The following is a 23594-nucleotide window of genomic DNA, read 5'->3' on the forward strand; positions in this document are numbered from 1 at the left end:
GGGGTGTGCCACTCAGCGATCTGTCCTGCGAGTCTCGACCCGCCCCCGAGCGCGCGCGGACCGAAGTCCCACTCAACGGAAGAAGTCGCCGATCGCGTGCCCGAGTGGCCGCATTCTGGCCGCATGAGCCAAGACGTCCTGGACAACGTGCGAGCCCTCCTCCCGGCGATCGCCGAGCGTGCCGTGTCGACCGACGAGGCCCGCGTGGTGTCGAAGGAGACCATCGCGGAACTCACCGACACCGGCCTGTTCCGGATGCTCCAGCCCAAGAAGTACGGCGGCCTCGAGCTCGAGCCGCTGAGGTTCTACGAGGCGGTCCGGATGATCTCCGGCGCCTGTGGTTCCACCGGCTGGGTCAGCTCCGTGATGGGCGTGCACCCGTGGCAGGTGGCGCTCTTCGCCAAGGCCGCCCAGGACGAAGTCTGGTCCGACGGGCCGGACGTGCTGCTCGCGTCGTCGTACGCCCCGGTGGGGCAGCTGAAGCGGGCCTCGGGCGGCTACCGGATGAGCGGCCGGTGGAGCTTCTCCTCCGGGTGCAACCACGCGGAGTGGCTGCTCCTCGGTGCCCTGGTGATCGGCCCGACCGGCAACCCCGTCGACTTCATCACCGCCCTGGTGCCGCGCGCCGACGTCGAGATCCTCGATGTGTGGAACACGGTCGGGCTGCGCGGCACCGGCAGCAACGACGTGGTGGTCGAGGACGTCTTCGTCCCCGAGCACCGCACGCTCCGCAACTTCGAGCACGCCCGCCTCACCGGGCCGGGACAGAAGGTGAACAAGGGGCCGCTCTACCGGATGCCGTTCGGCGCGATCTTCACCACCGCCGTCACCGCGCCGGTGCTCGGCGCCGTGGCCGGCTGCCTGGAGACGTACGTCGGCGAGATGGCCGACCGGCTCCGGCTCAGCCTCGGCGGCGGTCGATTCGCGGAGGACCAGTTCGCGCAGGTCGCGGTGGCGCGGGCGTCGTCGGCGGTCGACGGGGCGGTGCTGCAGATGGACCGCAACATGTCCGAGATGTACGCCGCGGCAGCGGCCGGCGGCGAGATCCCGATGGAGCTGCGACTGCGCACCCGGCGCGACCAGGTGCTCGGCACCGAGCGCGCCCTGGAGGCCATCGACATCCTCTTCAAGACTGCCGGCGGCAGCTCGCTGCACTGGACCAGTGCGATCAGCCGGGCCTGGCGCGACGCGCACGCGGGTTCGGTGCACGTGGCCAACGACGTCGAGCGCACCCTCGCCCTCTACGGCAAGGGCGTCTTCGGCATCACCGTCGAGGACAACCTCATCTGAACCGACAGCTCGACCGAGAAGGAGCACCATGACCGGCACCGGTCCCCTGTCCACCGCGAGCCAGCTCGCTCTCGAACGGCGGGCGCTCGACCTCCTCGCCACACCGGAGCTCCGGGCCGCACGCGACCGGGTCGCAGCGCTCTACCGAGCCGACCGCAACTACGGTTCGCACCCCGCCGGCGTCGCCTCCCTCGAGGCCGCCGCCGCGTCGATCACGGTCGCCGCAGTGCAGCACGCACTGGTCGCGGACCCGGCCCGGCCGGTCTTCCTGTGGTCGGCCTGCTCGGCCCACGGCTGGCACGGGATCGACATGCCCAACTCCGGCTACGGCATCGACAATCCCGACAACGTGCACCGCCGCAGCGCGGTCGACGGCGAGTCGACGTACGTCGTGCGGGGTCGGGTGCCCGAGGTGCCGGCCGCTCAGTTCTCGTTCATCTGCTACGGCGCCCCGGAGGCCGACGGAAAGGTGACCCGTGAGGGCGCCGCGATCGCCTCCGTGGTGCTCTCGTCACAGCTTGTGCCGGACGCCGACGGTCGCTTCGAGCTCACGGTCGGGCCGACGCCGGTCGACGACCGACCGCACCTCCGGACCGCACCGACCTCCACGTGGATGCTGGTGCGCGACGCCCTCACGGACTGGGAGTCCCAGGACCCGTTGTGGCTGGAGATCGAGCGGATCGCCGGGCCCGACGCCGCACCCGAGCCGACGGACGCCGACCTGGTCGAGCTGGCCGTGGCCAACGTGGAGCGGTTGAGCCGCTACTGGTTGGACTACGACAACGAGCTGATCCACGACGTACGACCGCTCAACGCGATCAAGCAGCCGACGCCGCGGCCCTTCGGGGCCTCGGTGGTCGGCCGGTTCGACGTCGCCGCCGACGAGGGGCTGCTGGTCACCCTCGACCCGTGCGGCGCCGACTACCTGGGCTTCGAGGTCACCGACCCGTGGGGCGTCACCCGTCCCAGCGTCGAGGCGACCGGCGGTCTGAACAACCGCCAGGCCAAGGCGAACGCCGACGGCACGCTCACCTACTTGGTGGCCGCGACCGACCCCGGCGTGCACAACTGGCTCGACACCGGCGGGCTGACCGCCGGCATGGTCGCCGCCAGGTGGCAGGGCGGACAGGTTGCCGAGGACGCCGAGCCGGTGCGCGAGGTCCGCGTGGTCCCGCTCCGTGACGTCGCCTCGTTCTTCAGCGACGGGCACCGGATCACACCCGAAGGACGTGCGGAGCAGCTGCAGCAGCGGGCCGCCGCCTTCGCCCGACGCCTGCGCTGAGGCTCAGGAGGCCTGCGCTGACGGTCAGGTGGGCTGCTTTGACGCCCAGGCGACGCGCGGCAGGCGGGTCGTCAGTGCGTGGACCGGGTCGGGAAGGTCGGGGCCTGGAGCCTGGCCAGCTTTGCGATCTCGCCGGGCGTGGCGCGCTGGCTGCGGGTGAAGTCTCCGGCGTAGTAGCCGTTGTGCCGGCGGACGGGGCCCCGGTAGGTGCCGCGGTCTTCTTCGATCGTGAACATCTGAGTCATCTCCTTCGGGTCCCGAGGCGACCGCCCGGTTGGCGGTCCGTGTCGGCCTCTCATCAGTTCCACGAACGGCCCCGACCGGATTCGACAGGTCAGCCCGGACGACTTTCTCCCGAGCGAGACCTCGACTGAAAGCTTCCGAAGAAAATCTCGTGACGGATGTCGAGAAACTCTGGTCGGCTCCGACCAAGGGGTGGAAGGACCAACCACCCGTACAGGAGGATCAATCCCATGGCACGCATCAAGCGCTTCGACCACGTTGGCATCACCGTCTCCGACATCGACAAGGCGGCCGAGTTCTTCGTCGGGCTCGGCCTCGAGATCGAGGGCCGCACCTTCGTCGAGGGCGAGTTCCTCGAGACGGTGTGCGCCGTCCCCGACTCCCGCACCGAGGTGGTGATGCTCAAGTCCCCCGACGGCATCCGGCTCGAGCTGGCGCGTTTCGTGCGGCCCGACCACCAGCCGGGCTCACCCGACGCCCTGGCCACGGAGGTCGGCCTGCGCAACGTCAGCTTCGAGGTCGACGACCTCCACGGCGCGGTCGACGAGCTGGCCGCGAAGGGATACGGGCTCGTGGGCGGCATCGGCGAGCACGAGAACGTCGTACGCATGGCCTACGTGCGCGGCCCGGAGGGAATCGTCGTGTCCCTCTTCGAGTACTTCGGCTGACGCCGGTACGCCGGTACGCCGCGACGCCGCCGCTCGGCCCCACACGGCGACCTCAGTGACGCAGGACCGTCAGGGCGTACGTCGGGTCACCACGAGCCGGGCGCCGCGCTTAGGGACACTGGTGATGTTGCGAACCTTGGCCACGTCGTCACCCTGCGCGCTGAGGTCGTGGCGGGTCAGCACCTCACGCAACACGGTCACGCCCTCCATCAGCGAGAAGCCGGCGCCGATGCAGCGTCGTACGCCGCCCCCGAAGGGAATCCAGGTGTTGGCCTCGACCTTGCCCTCGATGAAGCGCTCCGGCCGGAAGGCCTGCGGGTCCGCGAAGTTCTCGCTGTGGGACAGCTCGATCGACGCCGCCACTGCCGCACCGGCCGGCAGCGACACTCCCCCGACGACGGCCGGCTTCATCAGCAGCCGCGTCACGATGGGAATCACCGGGTGCAGCCGCATCGACTCCTTCAGCACCGCCTCAAGGTAGGCGTCGTCGCCGGAGTCGGCTGCCGCCTGCGCCTTGCCGAGGAGCTGCGGTGAACGGCCGAGCTCGTAGAGCGACCAGGCCAGCGCGGTGGCCGTGGTCTCGTGACCGGCCAGCAGGAGCGTGACCAGCTGGTCGCGCAGCTCGGCGTCGGTCAAGGGGTCCTCGCCCTCGTGGTCGCCGACGTGCAGCAGCTGGGAGAGTACGTCGGTGCGCGTGGCGAGGTCGGCGGCCTGTCGACGCTCGGCGATCTCGGCGTACAGCACCCGGTTGAGCTCGCGCTGGTTCTGGTGGAACGCCTTCCACATGCCGATCTTCCCCAGCTGCGGGTAGCTCGCGCCGACGAGGACGAGCGGGTTCACGTTGACCACGTTGTCGATCAGGGGTTGCAGTTCGGCGACCCGGCGCTCGTCGGTCACGCCGAAGACGACGCGGATGATGACCGCCAGGGTCAGGGCGTTCATCCGCTCGAGCGACGCGAACGTGGTGCCGACCGGCCACTCGTCGACCTGGACCTTCGCGATCTGGGCGATCAGCTCTTCGTAGCCCTTGAGCGCGCGGGCACTGAACGCCGGCATCAGCAGCTTGCGGGCGCGCTTGTGCTGCGACGCGTCGAGCAGCAGCACCGAGTGCTCCCCCATGACCGGCCCGAGGATGGCGTTTCCCTTGCCTGCATGGAAGTTCTCCGGGTCGCCGGCGAAGATGTCCTTGATCTGGTCGGGCTTGGAGTAGACGACGAGTGGCCGCCCATCGGGCAGGAGCCGGATCGTGAAGACGTCGCCGTACCGTCGCCGCAGACGTGGGACGAACGAGCTGCGGAACCGCATGAAGGCCAGGGTCTGTACGACGGACGGCAGTCGCGGGCCGGGTGGGAACTCCCCGGTCGGCAGGGGCGGCCAGCCCTCGATGTACGCCGGGACTCTCGGCTCCGCGGAGGTAGTCATGCGATCGAGTCTGTCCCCGGCTCTGGCGCCCGGCAACCTCCCCAGGTAGGAGTTCCACGATGCCTGGGAGTCGCTGCGGCTCCGGTCTCGTCGAAGGTTCTAGCGCTGGATCCGCCGTGGGAGGGCGTCACTGTCATCCGTCGACGGAGCGATGAAGAGCCACCAGCCCGTCTCCAGGGCGACTGTGGAGTGGCTGACTCCGAGGTATTCGATCTCGACAGTCCTGCCCGGTGACGTCCGCCCCCAGATCGACACCATCTGCCAGGACCAGTGGGTGCCCTGGTCGTCAGCGCTGCCGCTCCCCGCCTCCTGCCACTCACCGTCCGGTCCGCGCACGTACTCGTCGAGGTCGATGTCAGCCTCGTCGCCGTTGGTGTCGACCAGCGCCGCGGCAACGCCGTCCTGTACGGCGACAGCAAGGGTCACGGCGTACCGCGGATCCCAGCCCCCGGCCTTGATTGCAGACTCCGCGTTGAGTTCCATCATCTAGGCATCGTGGCAGCAACGAGCCTGGACAGCGATCGAGTTCCCCAGCCCGGTCGGCTGAGCAAGACGGCGCTCATGACGTCAGCAACAACGCCAACGTGATCACGCTGAGCGGGAGGCCGACCCACCGAACAGCAGGCTTCGACCCGTGCCAGAACACCTGATCAGTGCCCACCAGCATCAGGCAAGCTGCAGCGCCCAACGTCCCCAGGTCACTCCGGGTCACGCCAGCCGCGATGGCCGTGGAGGTGCTGATCGCGGCGACTGCGCCGCCCACGAGCATGAACCAACCTAGGGGCCTTGGAAATGTTTGACCAGTCGACATGAGGCCATCATCCGCGATGTTGGCGACCTGAGTGACCAATTCTCGCTGCGTTCGTGGAGTGGTCAGACCCAAGGGAGACCTAGTCTCGCTCGTATCCATCTCGGAACGACCTGCCTGCCTCGCGAACCGATCGAGCTCCGAGGACGAGGATCGGAAGCCAGAGGAGCAACACGAACAGGCTGACGAGCAACCAGGCCAATGGTCCAGAACGCCCGTCGTTCAGGTCGAGCACGAGGACGGCGCACAGGATCGCCGAGATCCACCACTTCCGCCGATACAAGCCTCCCAAGACTCTTGAGGCGCGGCTCGGCATCTTCGTGTCCATTCCGGAATCCTGGCGCAGCTCGGCTTTGCCGGTCTCGGTCATGCCCCTCGCCCACGCCTTTGCCACGCCTTCAATGCGGCAGGCAAGGAGAACACCAGCCACAGGACCAGGAACACGAGGCCGAACGCTGCCCCGGTGATGACAACTTCCACGATTTGCGGCGAGAGCGTCGAGAGCTCGCCGGTCCCGGGCTCCTTGGGCTCCCCGAGAAGGAGCAGAACCTGCACGACCAGAAGGAGCACTGTGATGGCAGCCGCGGCCTGCCAAGGTCTCAAACGCTGAAGCACTGAATTGACCGTTCTGCTTGGACCGGCTCCGGAGACGCCGAGGATAGTTGATGAACGCCGCGTCGCGCGGAGCTTCCAGAGAAGCCAGCAAATCAGGGCAAGTCCGCTTGGAGACGCCATGCGGCTCTGGCCGCCCAATACGTTTTCGGGGGAATCGATTCGGTGGGTCACGGCGTCCGGAAGATTGAGGAACGGCCGTGACTCTGCGAGCGGACCCGACTGTGGCGATTCCGGCGTGCGTCGCCGCAATCGTGTCGTACGGTGCCTGCGTGTCCACCTTCATTGCGCGCACGTTCACCGGTGGTTCCGCGTGCTGAGCGCCCGACACGAAGCAATGGTCTCGGCCTGCACCTGGCTCTCGGACTCCTCTGCAGCGAGTTGCTTGTCCGTGATTGTCGGGAGCGATGTTGTCGCTTCCGCCAGCGCCTATGGAGTTGACCTGGCTGATTCAGTCGCACTGGATTCGGAGCAGTGGTCATCGGAGCGCCTCGCCGCCGTCGTCGCCGTACAGGGTCTCAACTCGGCCAACGGTCCCGTGAGCTTCGTGCTCGAAGACAACGGTTTCGAGGGTTCGAGGGAACTCGTGCTTCGAACTGCATCAAAGGGCGGCAAAGCAGCAAGCATCTTCTGGAACGTCGACGGCATGGTCGTGTTCTCCTGCGCACGGCGGGGCAAGCTGCTCTGGTCGGGCGAACTCGGCATGGACGACGATCTGGACGCCCTGCCGCGCTCGCTGATGCCATTCGCGGAGGTGGTGGCAAGCGACGAGGAGCGGGATCCCGTGGCAGTGGGCGGAGCAATGGTTGCGGCATTCACTGGGATTCAGATCCGTTCCGAGTGGGTCACCGATGTCAACTGGTGCGTGGTCTCGCCGCACGTCGAGCAGCCTGAACTCCTCACTGCCGAGTCCTCTGGCCTGCGGTGGGACCACAGCGATGTGGCCTTGGCGCTCGTGGAGGTCTCCTCGCCCAATCGTCGACTGTTCGTCCACACGATGGTGCGTGCCGCCGCACTTCAAGCCAGCCTGGCCGAGGACGAGGTGGTGGCCGCAACACTCGCCAGCGTGCGCGTGGATGGTCCTGGAACGGTTTCGCGCGAGTTCGAGTCCTGGGAGCGGCAGCGGGCGCGAGAGAACGATCAGCTCTGGCTTCTTCAGGACCAAGCGATCAATGCTGGTGGCGTCGGCCCACTGCCTGAGGAGAAGAATCGCATCTACCGTGCGAACTCTCTTGCCAGCGCTCTGAGGTACGCGTGTCACGACGACGACTTGACTGCGCTGCTTGGCGTCGCAGATGCGGCGGTGAACATCTTCCGATTGGACGGTCACGAAGATCAAGCGGTGCGCGCGCTGATGTCCGCGGCTTCTGCGGCTCACGTAGCCGAGGTCACGACGATCCAGGGTTTGCCGAGACCTCCCAGCGCTCAGGATCGCGACCTGGCGCTCGATGAGCAGCGCAGCGCACGACAACGCGCCCGTCGCGACGCTGAACTCGCGGAGGAAGCGACCTTCTGGGGCGGGAGACCACCCACAAGCAGAATGCGCACTTCGGGAGGCGCGTACTCCCTGGCCAGCCGGGACCGGGATCTGCTCGATCTGTTGGAGCCTCTTCCTGACACCGTATTGACGGCGATCAGGGACTGGGCGGCGCATCGAGTGCTATCCGACGCGGGCTTGTGGGACTTGTCGTGGGTGCAGGAAGCGACTCGCGGGCAGTCGCAGCTCGACGCGCTCTTTGATCGGCTCTTCAGCGACCCGCAAGTCGAGCACACTGACTTCCTCGATAGAGATGGCATGCGAGTCTCGCGGCAGGCAATGGCGCTTCCAGCCGTTGCCGCGTACTCCAGCTCGGATCCGTTCGACGCCGCCTGCACTGCACTTGCCGCTGGCGGCGACGGTCCGCCAGGCGAGGCTGCAGCTTTCTACAGAGAGACCCGCCAGCGTCTCGGATTCTGATGACCTCGGCGGTAGACACCGACACCACGCAACCAGACGACCTCGCTCGACCAACGAGCATCAGCACCCATGCCCGCACGGGCATACGCGGAATGCAGCGGCTCCTCACTGCGTGGTTGCCCCGTGCAGCCCATGACCCTCCCGTGAGCCGAGGCCACTCAGGCACCGTCTTCGGTCAGGGTCGTGGTCGGCAGCCAGTCGGCTCCGAGGAGGTTGGCGAGGTCGGTGAGGCCCGTCGTGTCGCCTCCCACCGTGTCGGAGGCTGCGGCGATCCGCTCCACCATCACCTTGCCGACCTGCTCCTCAACGGTGCCCTCGGCGTACGCGATGTGCCACGGCGAGACCTGGTGGTCGCGGTGGGTGCGGCCGGTCACCTGTCGTGCGGCGATGCCCGAGAAGCGGGCTTGGTGGAAGACGCCGACGCGCGGCTCGGTGCTCGCCTGGCGGCCGTCGGGGAGGGTCTCGCCGGCGTGCAGGCTGATCGAGGCGACCGTGGTGAAGACGCAGACCTTTGCCTGTCCGGTCTGGAACCTGAGCCGCTCGGCCTCGGGGTCGAACCGGTCGCGGCCATAGATTGTGGCGACTTCGATGCCGGAGTCACGCAGCCGATCGGCGATCGGGTCGGCGGCGGTCGCGACGAACTCCACCGAGCACGCGACTTGTCGCTCGGCCTGGACCTGCTGGGCGATCCAGGCGACCGTTGAGTCGACGCGAATGAGCCCGGCCTTCTGCCGGAAGCGCAGCAGCGCGGCCCGGCCTTTCGCGACATTGCGGCCGCGCCGAGCGATGTCCATCTCCCGACAGAACTCTCCCCACTCGGCCTCGTACGCCGTCCGCTCCGCCGGCGTGAGCGCCACCGGCATGCCGGAGATCGGTACCGGACCCCACGGCGCAGCGCGGTGCAGCATCGCCGGGGGACGTTCCTCGGCCAGCCAGCCGCGCACCAGTTTGAGGTCCGCAGTGCGCCGCGCCGGATCGGTGGTCCACGTCGCTCCGTAGCGTCCTTGCTCCACTCCCACGCCGTGGCGTTCGAGGGCGGCCGCGAACGCGGCACCGGGTTGCGTGGCCGATGCCCAGTCCTTCATGGGCTCGCCGAGCACCTGCGCATATGCCGGAGCGAGGTAGGGCAGCTCCAGTGGCGTGTGTCCGGGCGTCGCAGTCGTTGCGATGACGAACGGCGCCTTGTCGTGCGGCTTCCCGTGTCCCGAGATCCGCGCCCACAGCTTCCACCGTTTCGTCGTCGTACGTCGCAGTGCGTGGGCCTCGTCGGCAATGATCACGTCCCACGTGTGGTCCTTGACCTTCTCGAGTCGATCCCACGTGATCACGACCCATTCGAGACCGCCGTGACCCAGCGCCATGATCGTGCGGCACCAGTGACCGATCGTGATCGCGGCAGGTCGATCGGCGATGACGAGAACGCGTCGCGCACCGCGCAGGTCAGCCACAGCAGATGCCCCGAGGACCGCGGAGATCGTCTTGCCCACGCCGGGTTCGTCAGCCAGCAGGAACTGCCGTCCGCCTGCTGCGGCATGCGCCGCGATCGCATCGGCCGCCTCGTACTGAATCATCCGGGGTTCGAGTGCGTCGGTCGGCTCGGGGCTGGGCGTCGGATTGCCGGGATTGAGGGTGTTCTCGATGAACCGACCGAGCGTGTACGGCCCCGGTGCGTACGGCGCGAGGTGCGCGGGCACAGCACGCCCGACGTACAGATGGGCCTTGACTGTTGGGTGCCAGGTGGCACCGTCGACCTGTGTCCCGTACGGGACGTCAAGCACCCACAGTCGCTCGCCCGGACCGGCGACCGGCAACGGCCGCTGTGACTGTCGCGTCCCGCCCCGGCGCGGGGACGAGCTGCGCCGACGAGCACTGGATCGGCGAGGACTGGCCACCCCCGGACACTATCGGGGCCGCCCCCACGCACAGGGTCGGCTCGCCCACGTCCGCGGCGCCCAGTGCAGACGCCGACTTGCGCGGCATCCAGTGGCTCATTGGCGGTGGAATGACGCGGCCTTCGTGACCTGGTGCGGGAAGCCACACGTGTCACCTGGTTCGTCCAGCGCCCTTGCTTTCAAGCGGTCTGTGTGGACGCAATCGCGCGGTCGGCCATGTGTAAGGCGTCGGTGTACGTCAATCGACTTGGCGTTTGGTCCGATGAAGGGCCATGCCAGCAGGTCGCGACTTGGGCCCAATCAGCGTTCCCGATGCCGTCAACAAATTCAACGAGTCGTTGCCCGGCGACCCGGATGCTTTCGTTGGTGCCCCAGGGCGCATTTCTCAGTTGCAGCGGGCCGCAGGTCGTGCTGCGACGACCGGCGGCCTGCAACAGTCGTTCAACGGCCCTGAGCACGGCCGGGCGTTCGTGGGTCTCAACCACGAGAATGGCGGCGAGTATTCGGCTGGTCTGGCTGACTGCTGGGGACAAAAGAGCCTCACGCTGGATCCGTGCGAGTGCCCTCTGAATTGATCCCTTCCGCAAGTGATCGACGTAGATCCAGTAGTAGCCGGCCAGGGCATCGTTCGACTTCAAAATTCTTCCGCCCCCTGACGTTCGCGGCGTTCAGCCTCGTCGCTTGTCGTGCGAAATGCCAATCTAAACAACAAGATTGCAACCAGCGTTGTGAGCCACAGCAAGATGGTGGAGACCAATTGCTCGGCCAGCCATCCGCGGACATCGCCGTCAGCGAACTTCAGAACGAAGCGGTAGAGCGCGAGGCCCGCCAGGCTCGAAAGCCCACACGCAACAATGAAGGAGCAGTAGAGAACGGGAAGGTGCCAAGAGTGACGAGGGACGTACCAGGGCAAGCCCCCGAACAACACGGGCCAGATGAGGAGCGCTGCCGCCAGTGCCCCGGTCGCCGCAATGTCGGACGCTGCCACATGGGCCCAGGCCATTAGAAATCCACTATGCACGGATATGCGAATCGTCGTACCAGTGCGAGTCGGCGCTGATTGTCGCTGTACCAAAATCGTGAGCCGATGCCTTCAGAACCGGCGATCAAAGCAGAGAGTGCGAAGTACGGTCCCACGACCTTCGCATCGATCCTCGTAGCGAGCGCGACGAGTACAGCCGGGAGCAGGACTACAGGCCAATCAGCCACTGGATTCCTCTCACACTCATGAGCAGATCGTCCCGATCTGCGGTTCTGTTCTACCGCCTTAGCCCGCGGCATGTGCGAACATTCGAAGATCCGTGCCTCAAGGACCAGAACATTGCTTCGATTGTCATTGGCGGCGGAATGACGTGGCTCGGCTGACTACCCGCGAGGGGCATAGAAATCGGTGTGCCTCGTAGTGCCGCGCGTCGTCACTGCGGCTTCCCCGTCCACGTCCAAGGACTCATCGTCACTGTCCACTCCCAGCGCGTCGTCATCAAGCGTGAGGCCGACGACTGACGTCGACGACAGCTTGCGCAACCTCATCAGGTGGGTCTTACGCCACGGGGAAATCCACGCCCCCGACGCGCTCGACGCCGCCTGGGAGGCCGCGCGATGCTCCACTTCCTGGCGTAGTAAGCAGCGAGAACGTCACAGAACTGAAGGTCCCACTGGGTTGCTGCTAGCCCAAGGCTAGGTAGGTCGTCCGACATTATCTTGCCGACTCTCCGAGGAAGTGTCGGTGTCGACCCGTATCTTCGGGCCTATGAGATGGGACCAGGCGCGGGCCTGGACCCGAACAATCTCGTCACCGGCTCCGGCCAGCAAGTGGGGAACATGACAAACAGCATGCGATTGTGGGATGACAACCCCACGGTCACGGACCTTCTCGGCATCGACACCGTCGTCGACGCGGTCGCCGCCGCACTCCTCGCGAGGGATCTCGACCCGGTCACCGTCGCTTTGCAGTCACCGTGGGGTGGCGGCAAGTCGTCCGCACTCGACATGCTCGCCGAGCGGTTCGAGGCTAACGACCGTGTCCTCGTTGTTCGGGTCGATCCGTGGGAGTTCGAGGACAGCGACGACGTCCGGGCCACCCTGATCGGCCACCTTCTCACCGAACTGCGCGCCCAGCGCCCGGCCTCCTTCACCGAGAAGGTTGGCGACCTGCTCACCCGGATCGCGTGGAAGCGCGTGGGAGCTACGATCGCCAAGAGCGCGATCACGATGTCGGCCAATCCACTCGACATCATCAAGGCTTTCACACCAGACGCGAAGGAACAGCCCACCAACATGGCGGGCTTCCGCGACGAGTTCGACAAGATGATCGACGCTGCCAAGGACATCGACAAGGTCGTCGTGCTCGTTGATGACCTCGATCGATGCAAGCCCGCCTCCGTCGTCGCCTCCCTCGAAGCCATCAAGGTGTTCCTTGCGGTGCCGAAGATGGCGTTCGTACTCGCCGCCGAGGAAGACATGATCAGGTGGGCCATCGCCCAGGACATCCACGCGGGCGGCCGCAGCGAGTTCGCCGACCGCTACCTGGAGAAGATCGTCCAGTTGCCGGTCTCACTCCCGCGTCTCACCCCGGAAACGACCGAAGACTTCGTAACGCTTCTGCTGTGCCAGAAGCACTGCGAGGCAACCGACACTCAGCCCGCCTTCGAGGAACTGGTGGCCCACGTCGCCGAGCGACGACGCAAGCGTGAGTACCCGCTTATCCACGACGACGACTACCCCGAGGCCGCCCACCGTCCCGACGCTGCAGACCGACGCATGGCCAATCTCGTGGCGCGCGGTCTGAGTGGCGACCAGTGGTCGAGCCCGCGAGCGATCAAACGGTTCCTCAACGCGTGGGGTGTCCGCGAAGCCATCGCGAACGCCCGCGAGGTCACCATCAAGCCGGACTTGTCGCTCAAGTTGTATCTGCTTGAGCAGCGCTTCCCAGAAGACTTCGAGGCCCTCCAGCAGGTCGACCCCAACGATCGAACGATGTTCGTCAGCGCTTGGGAAGCCTGGGGCAGGGAAGAAGAGGCCGCCGAGAAGCCCGACCAGGTGTCCGAGACCACCCGGTTCTGGGCCGGATCCGAGCCCTCCATCGCAGCAGCCATGGACCAGTTCGACCGGTACGTGAACCTCGCCGCCTCGTTCACCTCGTTCAGCGCCGGATCCGGTCTTACCGATGCTGAACTCTCGATCCTTGCCGAACTGACCCACCAGTCCGACGGCACACGCATCGGCGCAGTCGCGCACGTCCTAGACGTCGAGCCGACTGTCCGGCGCACCATCGTGGAACGCCTGTTCAGCCGCCTCGTCACGATCGACAACCCGTCGGACTCCATCGAATCTGCCTGCCGCATCACCCTCGGAGACTCGTCATTGGTCGCCGACGTGTGTGGGTGGTTGCGTCGTTACGGCCTCACCCGGATCGAAGTGATCGACGTCTTCGAAATCGCACAAGTCCCCGGTGCCGAGGTCGATAAACTGCTCCACGACATCGCCAACGACCAGCAGGTGACCTCCGGGGTCCGTGCGGCCGCGCAGGAGAAGCTCGACGAGCGGACCGGAGCAGGTGCCTGATGGGCACCTCGGGTGCCTACGGGGGCAGCGGGTCGCGGTCATGGGGTGACGCACACGATGCCCTCAGCGCCCTCCCGTCATCCGGACCGGCGACACCGACACAGGTAGCGACGACGGTGCAGCAGGTCGCCGCTGCGGTGCACCGCTTGTTCCCGACGCCTCGTACGCCCCCGACCTACAACTACGACCCCGGTGCGCTCCTCGGACGCCGTTCCGGGGCCGACGGCTCCCCCAGCAGTGGTCGCAGCCGCAGTTCCGGCGGCGGCATGTCTTCCTCGAACGCCGCACGCGGCGGGGCTGCGGTCTACGCAGGACATGCCGCCATCGCAAGAAGACAGGCCGACCTCGACGCCCTCGGCGTTGGTCTGCGCCTCGAAGACATGCGCGACATGTCCATCAACAACCGTTGCAACTATATCCTCGACAAGGTGCTGGGAGCACCGGGCTCGCCCGACGAAGAAGTGCTGCGTCGGGCAGCCCTCGAAGCGCTCAAGGAACTCAGCTTCGATCCCACCCGAAGCACCGAGGACTCCATCACCGCGTTCATGTCCGCCTACATCTACCAAACCGCCCTCGTCGAACTGACTTCACACAAGGCCTCGCTGAAGCTCACCCCCGACCAGGTCCTCAAGCACGAGAAAGACCTCAAGCAGTACATCCGAGGCACCGCCAAGTACAGCGGCGTCACCGATGGCCCTCGCATCGGTGTCAAGACACTCATGAACAAGGTCGCCGATTACCGCGACAAGGCACTGGGGTTCCTGCGGAAGGCAATCGGATGACCGACCAGACGCGACACTTCGAACTCCTCGCACCCAACGAGCTCATCACCCTCCCATCCCGCACGGGCGTGCAGCGGCTCTGGTGGCCCGCCAAGGGCCAAGAGACCGCCATTCGCACCGCACTAGAATGGGACCTCACCACCTACGGCGACCTCGGCGCCCCAGCCACTGACCTCCTCCACATCGCCGCAGCCGCTTATCTCGCCGACCTCCGCACCCGACGCCCAGCAACCTTCGGACGTAAACTAGCCATCACCGTGCACGTCCACGACCCCAAGACGTGGACCGGCACAGCAGGCGAGACCACCGCCGACCTCCTTGCGTGGATCAGCGGCGACGAGTGGACCCTGCATCCCGTGCCGATCGGCAAGCACACCCTCACCCCGGATCTGGCGATCACTGCCCCTCACCAGTCCGCCACCTCAGCGATGCTCCTCTCTGGCGGACTCGACTCCTTCTGCGGAGCCGTCGACCACCTCTCCACGGCCACCACCCGAGTACACGTCGGGCATCGCGACGCAGCCACCTCCGTCAAGCACGCCCAGCGCTCCATCGGCGCGTGGCTGACCGAACAGGTCCCCGAGTTCACGTGGCTGCGCGACGAACTGCGCCCCCGTGACCGCAAGAAGGAGAACACCACCCGCACGAGGTCGTTCCTGTTCATGGCCATGGCGATCGCTGCCGCCGACGGCGTCAACGCACCCACCGTCATTGTCCCCGAGAACGGCTACACCAGCCTCAACGTGCCCCTCGTCGCCTCCCGCGGCGGCGCCCTGTCGACTAAGTCCACCCACCCGTGGACCTTCCACCTCGTCAACCAGATCCTCACCGAGACTGGCATCAACGTCGAGGTCACCAACCCGTACCTGAGCCTCACCAAGGGCGAACTCCTCAAGCAGACCCTCGTTACCGCACCCGCTGGCTTCCTTGACACCACCAAACACACTCTGTCCTGCGCCAAGTTGGACTCTGGTCGCATGAAGAAGGCTCTCGGCGGTGACCCAAACATCAACTGCGGTCTCTGTTACGCATGCCTGGTCCGACGCGGCTCCTACGACGGAGCCGCGGTGAGCGACCCCACCGACTACCTCGTGAACCGCCTCAAGAAGCCTGTCCTCAAGGCGTATCGCAAGCGCAGGCACGATGACCTGTGGGCACTCGAACTCGCCGAGAAGCGCACCATCACCGAAGACGACCTCATCGCGTCCGCCTCATGGCCACCCGGCTACGACCTTACCGCCGCGCTTGACCTCGTTAACCGCGGCAGGAAGGAACTGTTCGGTGTCCCCAGATGACAACCGCGATCCTAGGACCATGAACCAGCCGATGCTCGACACCCACGCGCACATCGCACCCGACGTCACACCCGCACAAGTCAAAGCACTCGGCAACGCCCACGTCTTCGCCGTCACCCGCAGCATCGCAGAAGCCCGCCTCGTCGCCCGCCGCAAGGACACCAACCTCACCTGGGGCCTCGGCGTCCACCCCGGCAAGCCCGACGCACTCGCCGCCTACAACGAAGACACCTTCACGCGAGCCGTCGACTACTTCACCCTCGTCGGAGAAGTTGGCATGGACCGCCGCGGAGACCGCACCCGACAACGCGAAGTGTTCGACAGCATCCTCACCGCCTGCACCAACCGGCCGGTGCTCATCTCCATTCACAGCACGGGCCGCACCAAAGACGTCCTCGAAGCCCTTGCCGAACAACCCCACCCCGGCGCGATCCTCCACTGGTTCACCGGCACGCTCGACGAGATCGACCAGGCTGCTGCTCTCGGCTGCTACTTCTCCGTCAATGCTGCGATGGCCTCCGAAATCATCGCCCACATGCCAGTCGAGCGACTGCTCACTGAAACCGACTTCCCCAGCTCCCGTCGCAAGACCCGGGCCTCTAAACCGGGTGACGTCCAGGCTATCGAACGTCTCATCGCGGACATCCACCAAGCCGATGCCCGGAGGCTGGCCCGAACCAACCTCGACGCCCTGGGGCTCGCTGCCCGCCTCTGATTCGGACGTGGCCTCACAATCTTCGAAAGGAAGAGCCATGCCGAACCCAACGTCACTGCTCCTCTTCCTTGCCGACGGCGCAGCTCCCGTCAGCGGCGCAATCGGAGCAACGCGTGGGGATTAATACATGTGGCAGAGGGGGCAGCAGGAAGCATCCAAGAGATTGCGGCACGAAGACCCGATAGCTGCGAAGGAAGCATTGAGGACGAATTCGAGGTCGCGGCTCCGCGTATGAAGATCGAGTCCCGTGGCGTGGTGGAAGTAGCGGCGCGTGGCGCTCTGCTTGGTTGAACTATGCCGTGGCTGCGGCGGGAGTGTCGATCACCTCCTGATCAGTGCTGCTGCCCGGAGCGAGGGTGGTGGGCGCAGGCGGCGTGAGTAGGGCCATGGATCCTTCGGAGAGATAGCAGCGTTCGGCGACCTGCCATTCGTCGTGTGCCTTTATCAGGACGCAGGCGGTGAGCCGGTGCAGGGCGGCGGGGTTGGGGAAGATCCCGACGACCTCGGTGCGGCGCTTGACCTCACGGTTGAGCCGCTCGAGCGGGTTGGTCGACGAGATCTTGGGCCAGTGGCCTTCGGGGAAGTCCGCGAACGCGGTGATCACCTCACGAGCATCACGCAGCATCGTCGCCACGTCGGGGAGCTTGGCCTCGAGCATGGTCGCGACGACCTCGACCTGCTCGCGCACCAGGGGGCCGGTGGGCTGGGCGGCTCGTGCGGATCGTGGTCGCGACCATCGCCGAGGACGCCTTCGGGACCCGGGTGAGGACGTTGCGCATGAAGTGCACCCGGCAGCGCTGCCAGGTCGCGCCGGCCATGACTTGGTCGACTGCGGCAATGAGCCCGCGCTGGTGATCGCTGATGACCAGCTGCACGCCGTCCAGGCCGCGTTCGCGCAGGCCGCGGAGGAACTCGGTCCAGAACGCCTTGGACTCGCTGTCACCGACCTGGGAGCCGAGCACCTCCCGGCGCCCGCCCGCGGAGACCCCGGTGGCAATCACGACGGCCTGGGACACCACCCGGCCGTTTAGCCGAGCCTTGCAGTAGGTCGCGTCGAGGAACACGTACGGGAACGCGCAGTGGTCCAGCGGCCGGGTGTCGTAGGCGGCGACCTGCTCGTCCAGGCCGGCGCAGATCCGCGACACCTCGGACTTGCTGATTCCGGTATCCACCCCAAGTGCTGCCGCCAGGTCATCGACCTTCCTGGTGCTGACGCCGTGGACGTAGGCCTCCATGATCACCGCGTGCAACGCGACATCGACGCGGCGGCGGGGTTCGAGCAGGGTCGGGAAGAACGACCCGGTGCGGAGCTTGGGGATCTTGACCGTCAGGTCACCAGCAGTCGTGGAGACCGTCTTGGGTCGGGGGCCGTTGCGGTGCGTGGTGCGGTCTTCGGTCCGCTCGTGCGGCTCGGCGCCGATCACGCTGGTGGCCTCGGCATCGACGAGTGCTTGGAGCATGAAGCCGAGCATCTGACGCATCACATCGCCGTTATCAGCGGTTCGCAGCATTTGGGTGAGCTCGAGCAGGGCAGACTGATTCAGGGTCATCGCGTGAGTCCTGTTCTACGAGTTGACTAGAGTCTGCTCGCAGAGCCTCACGCGATGGCCCGCCCTCGTCTCGGAGACACCCCGTACAGGAGGTGGCCCGTGGTCAGGGCCGGGCTGCTACTTCCACCACCCCAGGGGACTCACCCCGTATGGAAGGCTCAGAAGGCGGGCCTGGATCCGGGCCAAGTGATCGCAGGCTATTCGGCATCTGCGCGGCAAGCAGGAGACTCCGGGCCAAGTGCTGGATGGATGCCCTCCAGCGGGCCCCGCTCACTGACCAGTGACCCAGCCCCTCACGAGTTCGTGCGGCAGTCCGAAATCCTGAGCCACCACATTCGTGCCCAGGCCCGGCTACACCGTGGACTGTGACGAGCCCCTATGTGCCGAGCCGGAGCACTTGCGTCCTTCTGGGTGGAAAGACGCGGGATGACGTGGGAACGGCTGCGCGCACACGCAGGCCCGGACACAATGACGCACGTGAACACGACCGGCGTCCCCGCCGCTGAAGCCCAGGCCGCGCCAAGACGACTCGACCGACCCGTGCTGGTGGCCAACCTCGTCTCGGGAGCAATGTGGCTTCTGCTGTTGGCTTCGCTCGGCTCCTGGGTCCTGGCGCTGATGGGCGCGGTGTACGTCGCCGCGGCAAGCGTGTTCCTTGCCGCGGTCTATGGGCGCGAGTCGCTCACCGTGCGCCAGGAGGCGCTGGCCTGGGCGACGCCCTGGCTGGTGGCAGTGGCGCTGTGGACCTGGGTGGGGTCCCGCATCGAGGGTGGAGACTCAAGCTGGGCACTGAACCTGTGGTTCGGCGTTGTCATCGCGACCGGCTGCTACCTGGCGTGGCAGTTGCTGGCCCTAGCTGGACGACAGCTCATGGAATGGAAGGCACGAATGCGCCGCTGAACCGGTCCCGGCCCCGCAGGTCTGCCGGGAGCGAGGCGACGACCGGTCAGGGGATGCGCACCACGGCCGTCGTGACCGGCGGGATCGGCCCGGCGCTGCGGGCATGTCGAAGGGCGATCATCCCCTCTAAGTGCCCTTGGGTGGCGAGCCAGTCGTGCCCGGCGAGGCCTGGGTCCTGCTCCGCCAGCACCAGCCGTACGACGCCGTCCCGGTTCGGGCTGGTGTCGAAGCTCGTGGCGTGCACCCGGTCGCCGAAGCGCCACTCGAAGGACTCCATCCAGAAGTTCATCGGCACCAGGCTCCAGTAGCCATCGGGGTCCGGAGTGAACTCGATCGTCAGCGCCTGGCCCGGTTCCAGCGACCAGTAGCCGGTCAGGTAGCCGTGGCCGGCAGGGGTGTGGATGTCTCCCGCATCGGGCATCGCCTCGAGCACGTTGAGCCGCTGCGACCGTTCACGGTGTGCCCACTCAGCCCACACGCGGGTGTTGAACCTCGCGAACCCGATCGCCTTCTCCGTGCCGACCGCCAGGTCCTCGGACGTCAAGGGCTCCCGCGGGGGCGCCGGCGTCGTACGCCGGATCGAGAGCGGGCGCGGTCGGTCCCGCAGCGGGTCGCGCAGGTAGCGGCGCACGGAGATCGAGTTGGCGTCCGGCTCCATCCGCAGGGCATTGCGCCCGCCGCGGGCGTCGAGCCGGAGCTCGAAGCTCCCATCGTCGTCGAGGTCGAGGTCCTGCTCGGTCACCGACGCGATCATCCGACGGGGCGAAGCGTTGAGTCCGGTCAGGTCTCCGGCGTAGAGGCTGAACTCGATGAACTCGGTCTCGGCCATCGACCCGGAGACGACGTACTCATGGCCGAAGCTGACCAGTGCGGCGTCGTAGAGCTGACCCGGGCTGTCCCCGGCGAACTTGCGGACGCCGTCGCGGGTCTTGCTGTGGAAGGCCGGCCAGACCGGGTCGCCGTAGTCGATGAACAGCTCCAGGCCGATGGTGAGGTAGCGCAGGTAGAGCCGGTGCCCCTCGGCCGAGTCCAGCGGCCGGTCCGGCGCGTCGAGCCGGGCGAGGTCGCCCGGTGCTGCGGCCACGGCCTCGGCGAGCCGGGCGAACCCGGCGCCGTCCTTGTTCGTCATCGGTCACTCCCTCGGTCAGTTGCCGAAACGCTGTTGGACGTGCCGGCGGCGTACGGCGATCTCCTGGGCGCGGTCTTCCGGACCCAACCTCGGAGTGTCTGCCGGCAGCACGTCGCCGAGCGCGTCGATCTTCACCGTGACCGCCCGTGGATGCTCGTCCTCCGGGAAGTCCGGGGTGGTGGACCCGTCGTAGCGCATCAGGATGACCCCCTGGACCAGACCCATGGTGTCGAGCCAGTTCGGGACCCCTGGATCGCGGGCACTGACCACGAACCGGTAGGCGCCGTCCGCGTCGCGGTGCGCCTGGTCGCCCGAGAGGCTGGTCTGCCGATTCGCGTACTCCAGCGAGGAGAACCACGGGTCGAGGAGCTGGATCCCCTGATAGTCGCCCGAACCCGGCCAGGCGGTGATCACCATCGCCTCGTCGTCGCCGAGGGCGAAGTTTCCCCGGACCATCCATCGTCCCGGCACGCCGCCGCGGGACCCGGGGTCGAACGGCTCCGACAGGGTGTTCGGCGACGCGTCGAGGTAGCCCTTCTTCACCAACGCCGGCCAGGCGCGCGCCTGCGCGACCAGGTCGGAGGTGGCCTCGCGCAGACGCGCGGCCAGGTCGTCAGGCTGCAGGGCGGGACGCAGGTCGCCCTCGTGACCCACCCGGTCGATGTGCACCTCCCCCGGAGTCGCCGCGGACGCCCAGTCGCTGTAGATCTGGCGCACCAGGACGCGGGTCGCGTCGGCCGGATTCTCCAACCAGTTGCCCGGCTGCTCGACCGACGACGCGATCACCTCGAAGGTGCCGTCCTCGCTCACTTGGAGATCCTCGGCCGCCAGGTACGACGCCATCCGGCCGGAGCCGAGGTAGGGGTCCCCGGCATAGATCTGGACCTCGAGTCGCTGCGCGTCTCCGAGCGTGCCCCAGATCCGGTAGGTCTCACCCGGGTTCAACCGGGAGATCAGGTACCGCTGGTCACTGTTGTCGCCGCCCTCACGGATCCGGGTGTCGAGCACCCGGAAGAACGGGAAGTCTGGTTCGAAGAGGACGTGCTCCTCGAGCCGGGCGATCGTCATCCCCAGCAGGAACCTGTGGGCGCTGGCACGGCTCTCCGGTGACGAGTAGAGCTCGTCGTCCCGCAGCTCGCCGGCCAGTCGGCCGATGGTCTCCACGAAGCCGTCGAAGCTCTCTGCGAGTTCATCGGCGCCCATGGGAGATCCCTTCAACTGCGTGAGATGTGACTGATGAAAGCCTGGCGTCGGGAGTCCTGCGGGCCTCTGTCACGGGGTCGTGAAGGCGGCCAGCGGCTCGGAGCCCGACCAGTCGTGGCCCCAGTAGGAGTCGGCGGTGATCTCCTCGGCGGTGTAGTGGGTCTCGTCGACGAGCATGCCCTCGAAGCCGTACTCGAGGTCCCAGCCGCCGGGCGCGCGCACGTAGAACGACACCATCTTGTCGTTGGTGTGCCGGCCCAGGGTCGAGGAGAGCGAGAAGCCGGCCTTGTTCACCTTGTCCAGCGCCCGGCCGACGGCGTCGAGCGAGTCGACCTCCATCATCAGGTGCACCAGACCGGGCGCCTCGCCGTGCGGGGCCGGGCAGACCGCCAGGCTGTGGTGACGCTGGTTGACGCCGAGGAAGCGCACTCGCCGTACGGGCGGCGGCGAGTCGAGCCCGCCCAGCCGGATCGCGCCGCGTGGCAGGAAGTCGAGCACCTCCGTGTAGAAGTCCACCGTCTCCTCGGCGACCGTGGTCGGCAGCACGACGTGCCCCAGGCCCTGGTCACCAGTGACGAACTTCTGCGCGTGCCCGGTGAGGACCGGGCTGTGGTCGAGGACGGGGCCGAAGAAGACCTCCACGGGCGTCCCGGCCGGGTCCTCGAAGAACACGCCGGCCTCGACGCGACGCTCGTCGCACTCCTCCTGGCTGAGCACCTTGACGCCGATCCCGGAGGCCTCGACGGCACGGCCGACGGCGGCGAGGGCGAACTGGTCGCGCACCTCCCAGCCCACGGCGAGCACCTTGTCGGTCTCCCCCGGTACGACGACCAGACGGGCCGCGCGCTCGTCCATGCGCAGGTAGAGGCCGTCCTCGTCGGGACCGGTGGTCTCCTGCATTCCCAGGCAGTCGACGGTCAGCTCGCGCCACCGCGGGATGTCCTGGCTCTGGACCTTCAGGTAGCCCAGTTGGCGGATGTGGGTCATGGCTTCGTCCTTCGTCAGGTGCGGGAGGGTGCGGCGGAGTGAGGGTGGGTCAGATCATCGACAGCATCGGGCCGGGCGGCGGCGTGATGTCGATGTCGGTCAGTGCGGTGGCGTGGAAGACGGAGCCGGGCACGTGGATCGCGTGGGCGAGCCCCATGTGGCCGTCGCGCCAGAAGCGCTGGATCGGGTTGTCCATGCGCAGGCCGTTGCCGCCCGAGCGGGCGACGACCTCGTCCATGGCCCGCACCGCGCGCCAGGCAGCGGCCACCTGCGTACGACGGGACGCGGCGCGCTCGGCGAATGTGACCTCCTCGCCCGCGGCAGCCTTGTCGTAGAAGCGGGTGACGTTCTCGAGCATCGCCGTGCGCGACGCCTTGATCTCCTCGGCCGCCGCGCTGATCGCGAACAGCACGTAGGGGTCGTCCTTCACCTTCGTCCCGGTGATCTGCACCCGGGTCTTCTGGTAGGCGAGGTGGGCGGCCAGCGCGCCCTCGGCGATGCCGACCACGGCCGACGTGATGCCCAGTGGGAACGCGGTCGTGAACGGGATGTGGAAGCTGGGGTCGGTGTGGCCGGACTCGGCCGGCTGCGAGCCGTCGAGGAACTTGGCGAACTCGACGACGCGGTGCTCGGGGATGAACGCGTCCTTGACGATGACGTCCTTCGACCCGGTGCCGCGCAGGCCCACGACGTCCCACGAGTCCTCGACGATCTCGTAGTCGGAGCGCGGCAGGATCACGTGGTAGTTCTTCGGCGGCATGAGGGTGTTGCCCTCCTCGTCGCCCAGGAAGGCGCCGAGGAAGATCCAGTCGCAGTGGTCGGTGCCCGAGGAGAACTGCCAGTGCCCGTTGAAGATGTAGCCACCCTCGACCGGGCGCAGCACCCCCATCGGGGCGTACGGCGAGGCGATCCACGTGTCGTGGTCCTCACCCCAGATCTCCTCCTGCACACGGGGGTCGCACATCGACATCTCCCACGGGTGCACGCCGACGATGCCGGCCACCCAGCCGGTGGAGCCGTCGAGTGAGGCCAGGCGCATGACCACCTCGGCGAAGTCGCGCGGGTGCGCCTCGGCGCCGCCGTACTTCGCGGACTGGAGCATCCGGATCACCCCGGTCTCACGGAGCAGCTCGACGGTGCGGTCGGTCAACCGGCCGAGCTTCTCGTTCTCCGGGCCGAGAGCAGCGAACTCCTCGGCGTGGGCCTCGACGGCGTCGAGCACGGTGTTGGTCATCCTGGCCTCTTCTCTGGTGGTGCCTCCCACCAAAGATCACAGCCGGTGCCACGGGGCGTGC

Annotated in this window: 19 protein-coding genes and 1 pseudogene; 9 read left to right on the top strand and 11 right to left on the bottom strand. The window is 67.1% G+C overall.

Translation table 11 applies throughout. The features are described from left to right. Positions 1-123 precede the first annotated feature (123 nt). Positions 124-1290: a 3-hydroxy-9,10-secoandrosta-1,3,5(10)-triene-9,17-dione monooxygenase oxygenase subunit gene (gene hsaA, locus ASD66_RS04125; RefSeq protein ID WP_056688140.1), complete on the top strand. Its 1167-nt coding sequence runs from the start codon at positions 124-126 to the stop codon at positions 1288-1290. A gap of 28 nt (positions 1291-1318) precedes the next feature. Then, on the top strand, positions 1319-2572 hold the full coding sequence (locus ASD66_RS04130; RefSeq protein ID WP_056890102.1) for a DUF1214 domain-containing protein: 1254 nt from the start codon (positions 1319-1321) through the stop codon (positions 2570-2572). Positions 2573-2643: 71 nt separating this feature from the next. Here the strand turns inward: ASD66_RS04130 and ASD66_RS24355 are convergent, their stop codons facing one another. Further along, entirely contained in the window at positions 2644-2808 is a 165-nt protein-coding gene (locus ASD66_RS24355; RefSeq protein WP_156388529.1) for a hypothetical protein, read from the bottom strand. Positions 2809-3045: 237 nt separating this feature from the next. On the opposite strand from ASD66_RS24355, the gene ASD66_RS04135 reads away from it, so the two are divergent. Then, on the top strand, positions 3046-3483 hold the full coding sequence (locus ASD66_RS04135) for a VOC family protein (RefSeq protein WP_056688135.1): 438 nt from the start codon (positions 3046-3048) through the stop codon (positions 3481-3483). Positions 3484-3552: 69 nt separating this feature from the next. Here the strand turns inward: ASD66_RS04135 and ASD66_RS04140 are convergent, their stop codons facing one another. The 3 genes from ASD66_RS04140 to ASD66_RS04155 all read right to left on the bottom strand — a co-directional run bounded on the left by ASD66_RS04140 (position 3553) and on the right by ASD66_RS04155 (position 6083). Next, on the bottom strand, positions 3553-4905 hold the full coding sequence (locus tag ASD66_RS04140; protein WP_082599312.1) for a cytochrome P450: 1353 nt from the start codon (positions 4903-4905) through the stop codon (positions 3553-3555). Between the two features lie 99 nt (positions 4906-5004). Next, positions 5005-5391: a hypothetical protein gene (locus ASD66_RS04145; RefSeq protein ID WP_056890103.1), complete on the bottom strand. Its 387-nt coding sequence runs from the start codon at positions 5389-5391 to the stop codon at positions 5005-5007. Between the two features lie 404 nt (positions 5392-5795). Next, the gene (locus ASD66_RS04155; RefSeq protein WP_056890105.1) at positions 5796-6083 is read right to left on the bottom strand and encodes a hypothetical protein; all 288 of its coding nucleotides are present in this window, start codon (positions 6081-6083) and stop codon (positions 5796-5798) included. Between the two features lie 363 nt (positions 6084-6446). Here ASD66_RS04155 and ASD66_RS04165 point away from each other — a divergent pair, with 363 nt between their 5' ends. Continuing rightward, positions 6447-8282: a DUF6461 domain-containing protein gene (locus tag ASD66_RS04165; RefSeq protein WP_414858561.1), complete on the top strand. Its 1836-nt coding sequence runs from the start codon at positions 6447-6449 to the stop codon at positions 8280-8282. Between the two features lie 158 nt (positions 8283-8440). On the opposite strand, the gene ASD66_RS04170 is transcribed toward ASD66_RS04165, so the two are convergent. Beyond that, positions 8441-9976, bottom strand: a complete 1536-nt coding sequence (locus ASD66_RS04170) for a DEAD/DEAH box helicase (RefSeq protein ID WP_235529957.1) — start codon at positions 9974-9976, stop codon at positions 8441-8443. An 832-nt stretch (positions 9977-10808) separates the two neighbouring features. Then, positions 10809-11177, bottom strand: coding sequence for a hypothetical protein (locus tag ASD66_RS04175; protein ID WP_056890109.1), 369 nt, complete (start codon positions 11175-11177; stop codon positions 10809-10811). An 818-nt stretch (positions 11178-11995) separates the two neighbouring features. Between ASD66_RS04175 and ASD66_RS04185 the strand changes: the two genes are divergently transcribed. The 4 genes from ASD66_RS04185 (at position 11996) to ASD66_RS04200 (ending at position 16530) form a co-directional block, all read left to right on the top strand. Next, positions 11996-13738: a P-loop NTPase fold protein gene (locus tag ASD66_RS04185; RefSeq protein ID WP_162254245.1), complete on the top strand. Its 1743-nt coding sequence runs from the start codon at positions 11996-11998 to the stop codon at positions 13736-13738. 116 nt (positions 13739-13854) lie between these two features. Further along, positions 13855-14520, top strand: coding sequence for a hypothetical protein (locus tag ASD66_RS04190; RefSeq protein WP_156388531.1), 666 nt, complete (start codon positions 13855-13857; stop codon positions 14518-14520). Then, entirely contained in the window at positions 14517-15815 is a 1299-nt protein-coding gene (locus tag ASD66_RS24660) for a hypothetical protein (protein WP_056890113.1), read from the top strand. The genes ASD66_RS04190 and ASD66_RS24660 overlap by 4 nt, the downstream gene beginning before the upstream one ends. Positions 15816-15834: 19 nt before the next feature. Further along, positions 15835-16530: a TatD family hydrolase gene (locus ASD66_RS04200; RefSeq protein WP_056890114.1), complete on the top strand. Its 696-nt coding sequence runs from the start codon at positions 15835-15837 to the stop codon at positions 16528-16530. 292 nt (positions 16531-16822) lie between these two features. On the opposite strand, the pseudogene ASD66_RS04205 reads toward ASD66_RS04200, so the two are convergent. Further along, a pseudogene (locus ASD66_RS04205) lies at positions 16823-18080 on the bottom strand (IS256 family transposase). Between the two features lie 477 nt (positions 18081-18557). Here ASD66_RS04205 and ASD66_RS04210 point away from each other — a divergent pair. Further along, complete coding sequence (locus ASD66_RS04210) at positions 18558-18980, top strand: hypothetical protein (protein ID WP_156388532.1); 423 nt, start codon at positions 18558-18560, stop codon at positions 18978-18980. A 46-nt stretch (positions 18981-19026) separates the two neighbouring features. Here the strand turns inward: ASD66_RS04210 and ASD66_RS04215 are convergent, their stop codons facing one another. From ASD66_RS04215 to ASD66_RS04230, 4 genes are all read right to left on the bottom strand, one after another. Further along, on the bottom strand, positions 19027-20109 hold the full coding sequence (locus tag ASD66_RS04215; protein WP_056890116.1) for a DUF1214 domain-containing protein: 1083 nt from the start codon (positions 20107-20109) through the stop codon (positions 19027-19029). A gap of 15 nt (positions 20110-20124) precedes the next feature. After that, complete coding sequence (locus ASD66_RS04220) at positions 20125-21312, bottom strand: hypothetical protein (protein ID WP_056890117.1); 1188 nt, start codon at positions 21310-21312, stop codon at positions 20125-20127. 69 nt (positions 21313-21381) lie between these two features. Continuing rightward, positions 21382-22299: a VOC family protein gene (locus ASD66_RS04225; RefSeq protein WP_056890118.1), complete on the bottom strand. Its 918-nt coding sequence runs from the start codon at positions 22297-22299 to the stop codon at positions 21382-21384. Between the two features lie 49 nt (positions 22300-22348). Then, entirely contained in the window at positions 22349-23533 is a 1185-nt protein-coding gene (locus tag ASD66_RS04230) for an acyl-CoA dehydrogenase family protein (protein ID WP_056890119.1), read from the bottom strand. Positions 23534-23594: the final 61 nt, after the last annotated feature.

Source organism: Nocardioides sp. Root151, from assembly GCF_001427925.1.
Lineage (GTDB): Bacteria > Actinomycetota > Actinomycetes > Propionibacteriales > Nocardioidaceae > Nocardioides.

What these genes read in the sequence shown, in the direction of transcription:
- hsaA (WP_056688140.1), top strand. Translation starts at nt 124, where the DNA reads ATGAGCCAAGACGTCCTGGACAACGTGCGAGCCCTCCTCCCGGCGATC.
- ASD66_RS04130 (WP_056890102.1), top strand. Translation starts at nt 1,319, where the DNA reads ATGACCGGCACCGGTCCCCTGTCCACCGCGAGCCAGCTCGCTCTCGAA.
- ASD66_RS24355 (WP_156388529.1), bottom strand. Translation starts at nt 2,808, where the DNA reads ATGTTCACGATCGAAGAAGACCGCGGCACCTACCGGGGCCCCGTCCGC.
- ASD66_RS04135 (WP_056688135.1), top strand. Translation starts at nt 3,046, where the DNA reads ATGGCACGCATCAAGCGCTTCGACCACGTTGGCATCACCGTCTCCGAC.
- ASD66_RS04140 (WP_082599312.1), bottom strand. Translation starts at nt 4,905, where the DNA reads ATGACTACCTCCGCGGAGCCGAGAGTCCCGGCGTACATCGAGGGCTGG.
- ASD66_RS04145 (WP_056890103.1), bottom strand. Translation starts at nt 5,391, where the DNA reads ATGATGGAACTCAACGCGGAGTCTGCAATCAAGGCCGGGGGCTGGGAT.
- ASD66_RS04155 (WP_056890105.1), bottom strand. Translation starts at nt 6,083, where the DNA reads ATGACCGAGACCGGCAAAGCCGAGCTGCGCCAGGATTCCGGAATGGAC.
- ASD66_RS04165 (WP_414858561.1), top strand. Translation starts at nt 6,447, where the DNA reads ATGCGGCTCTGGCCGCCCAATACGTTTTCGGGGGAATCGATTCGGTGG.
- ASD66_RS04175 (WP_056890109.1), bottom strand. Translation starts at nt 11,177, where the DNA reads ATGGCCTGGGCCCATGTGGCAGCGTCCGACATTGCGGCGACCGGGGCA.
- ASD66_RS04185 (WP_162254245.1), top strand. Translation starts at nt 11,996, where the DNA reads ATGACAAACAGCATGCGATTGTGGGATGACAACCCCACGGTCACGGAC.
- ASD66_RS24660 (WP_056890113.1), top strand. Translation starts at nt 14,517, where the DNA reads ATGACCGACCAGACGCGACACTTCGAACTCCTCGCACCCAACGAGCTC.
- ASD66_RS04200 (WP_056890114.1), top strand. Translation starts at nt 15,835, where the DNA reads ATGAACCAGCCGATGCTCGACACCCACGCGCACATCGCACCCGACGTC.
- ASD66_RS04215 (WP_056890116.1), bottom strand. Translation starts at nt 20,109, where the DNA reads ATGACGAACAAGGACGGCGCCGGGTTCGCCCGGCTCGCCGAGGCCGTG.
- ASD66_RS04220 (WP_056890117.1), bottom strand. Translation starts at nt 21,312, where the DNA reads ATGGGCGCCGATGAACTCGCAGAGAGCTTCGACGGCTTCGTGGAGACC.
- ASD66_RS04225 (WP_056890118.1), bottom strand. Translation starts at nt 22,299, where the DNA reads ATGACCCACATCCGCCAACTGGGCTACCTGAAGGTCCAGAGCCAGGAC.
- ASD66_RS04230 (WP_056890119.1), bottom strand. Translation starts at nt 23,533, where the DNA reads ATGACCAACACCGTGCTCGACGCCGTCGAGGCCCACGCCGAGGAGTTC.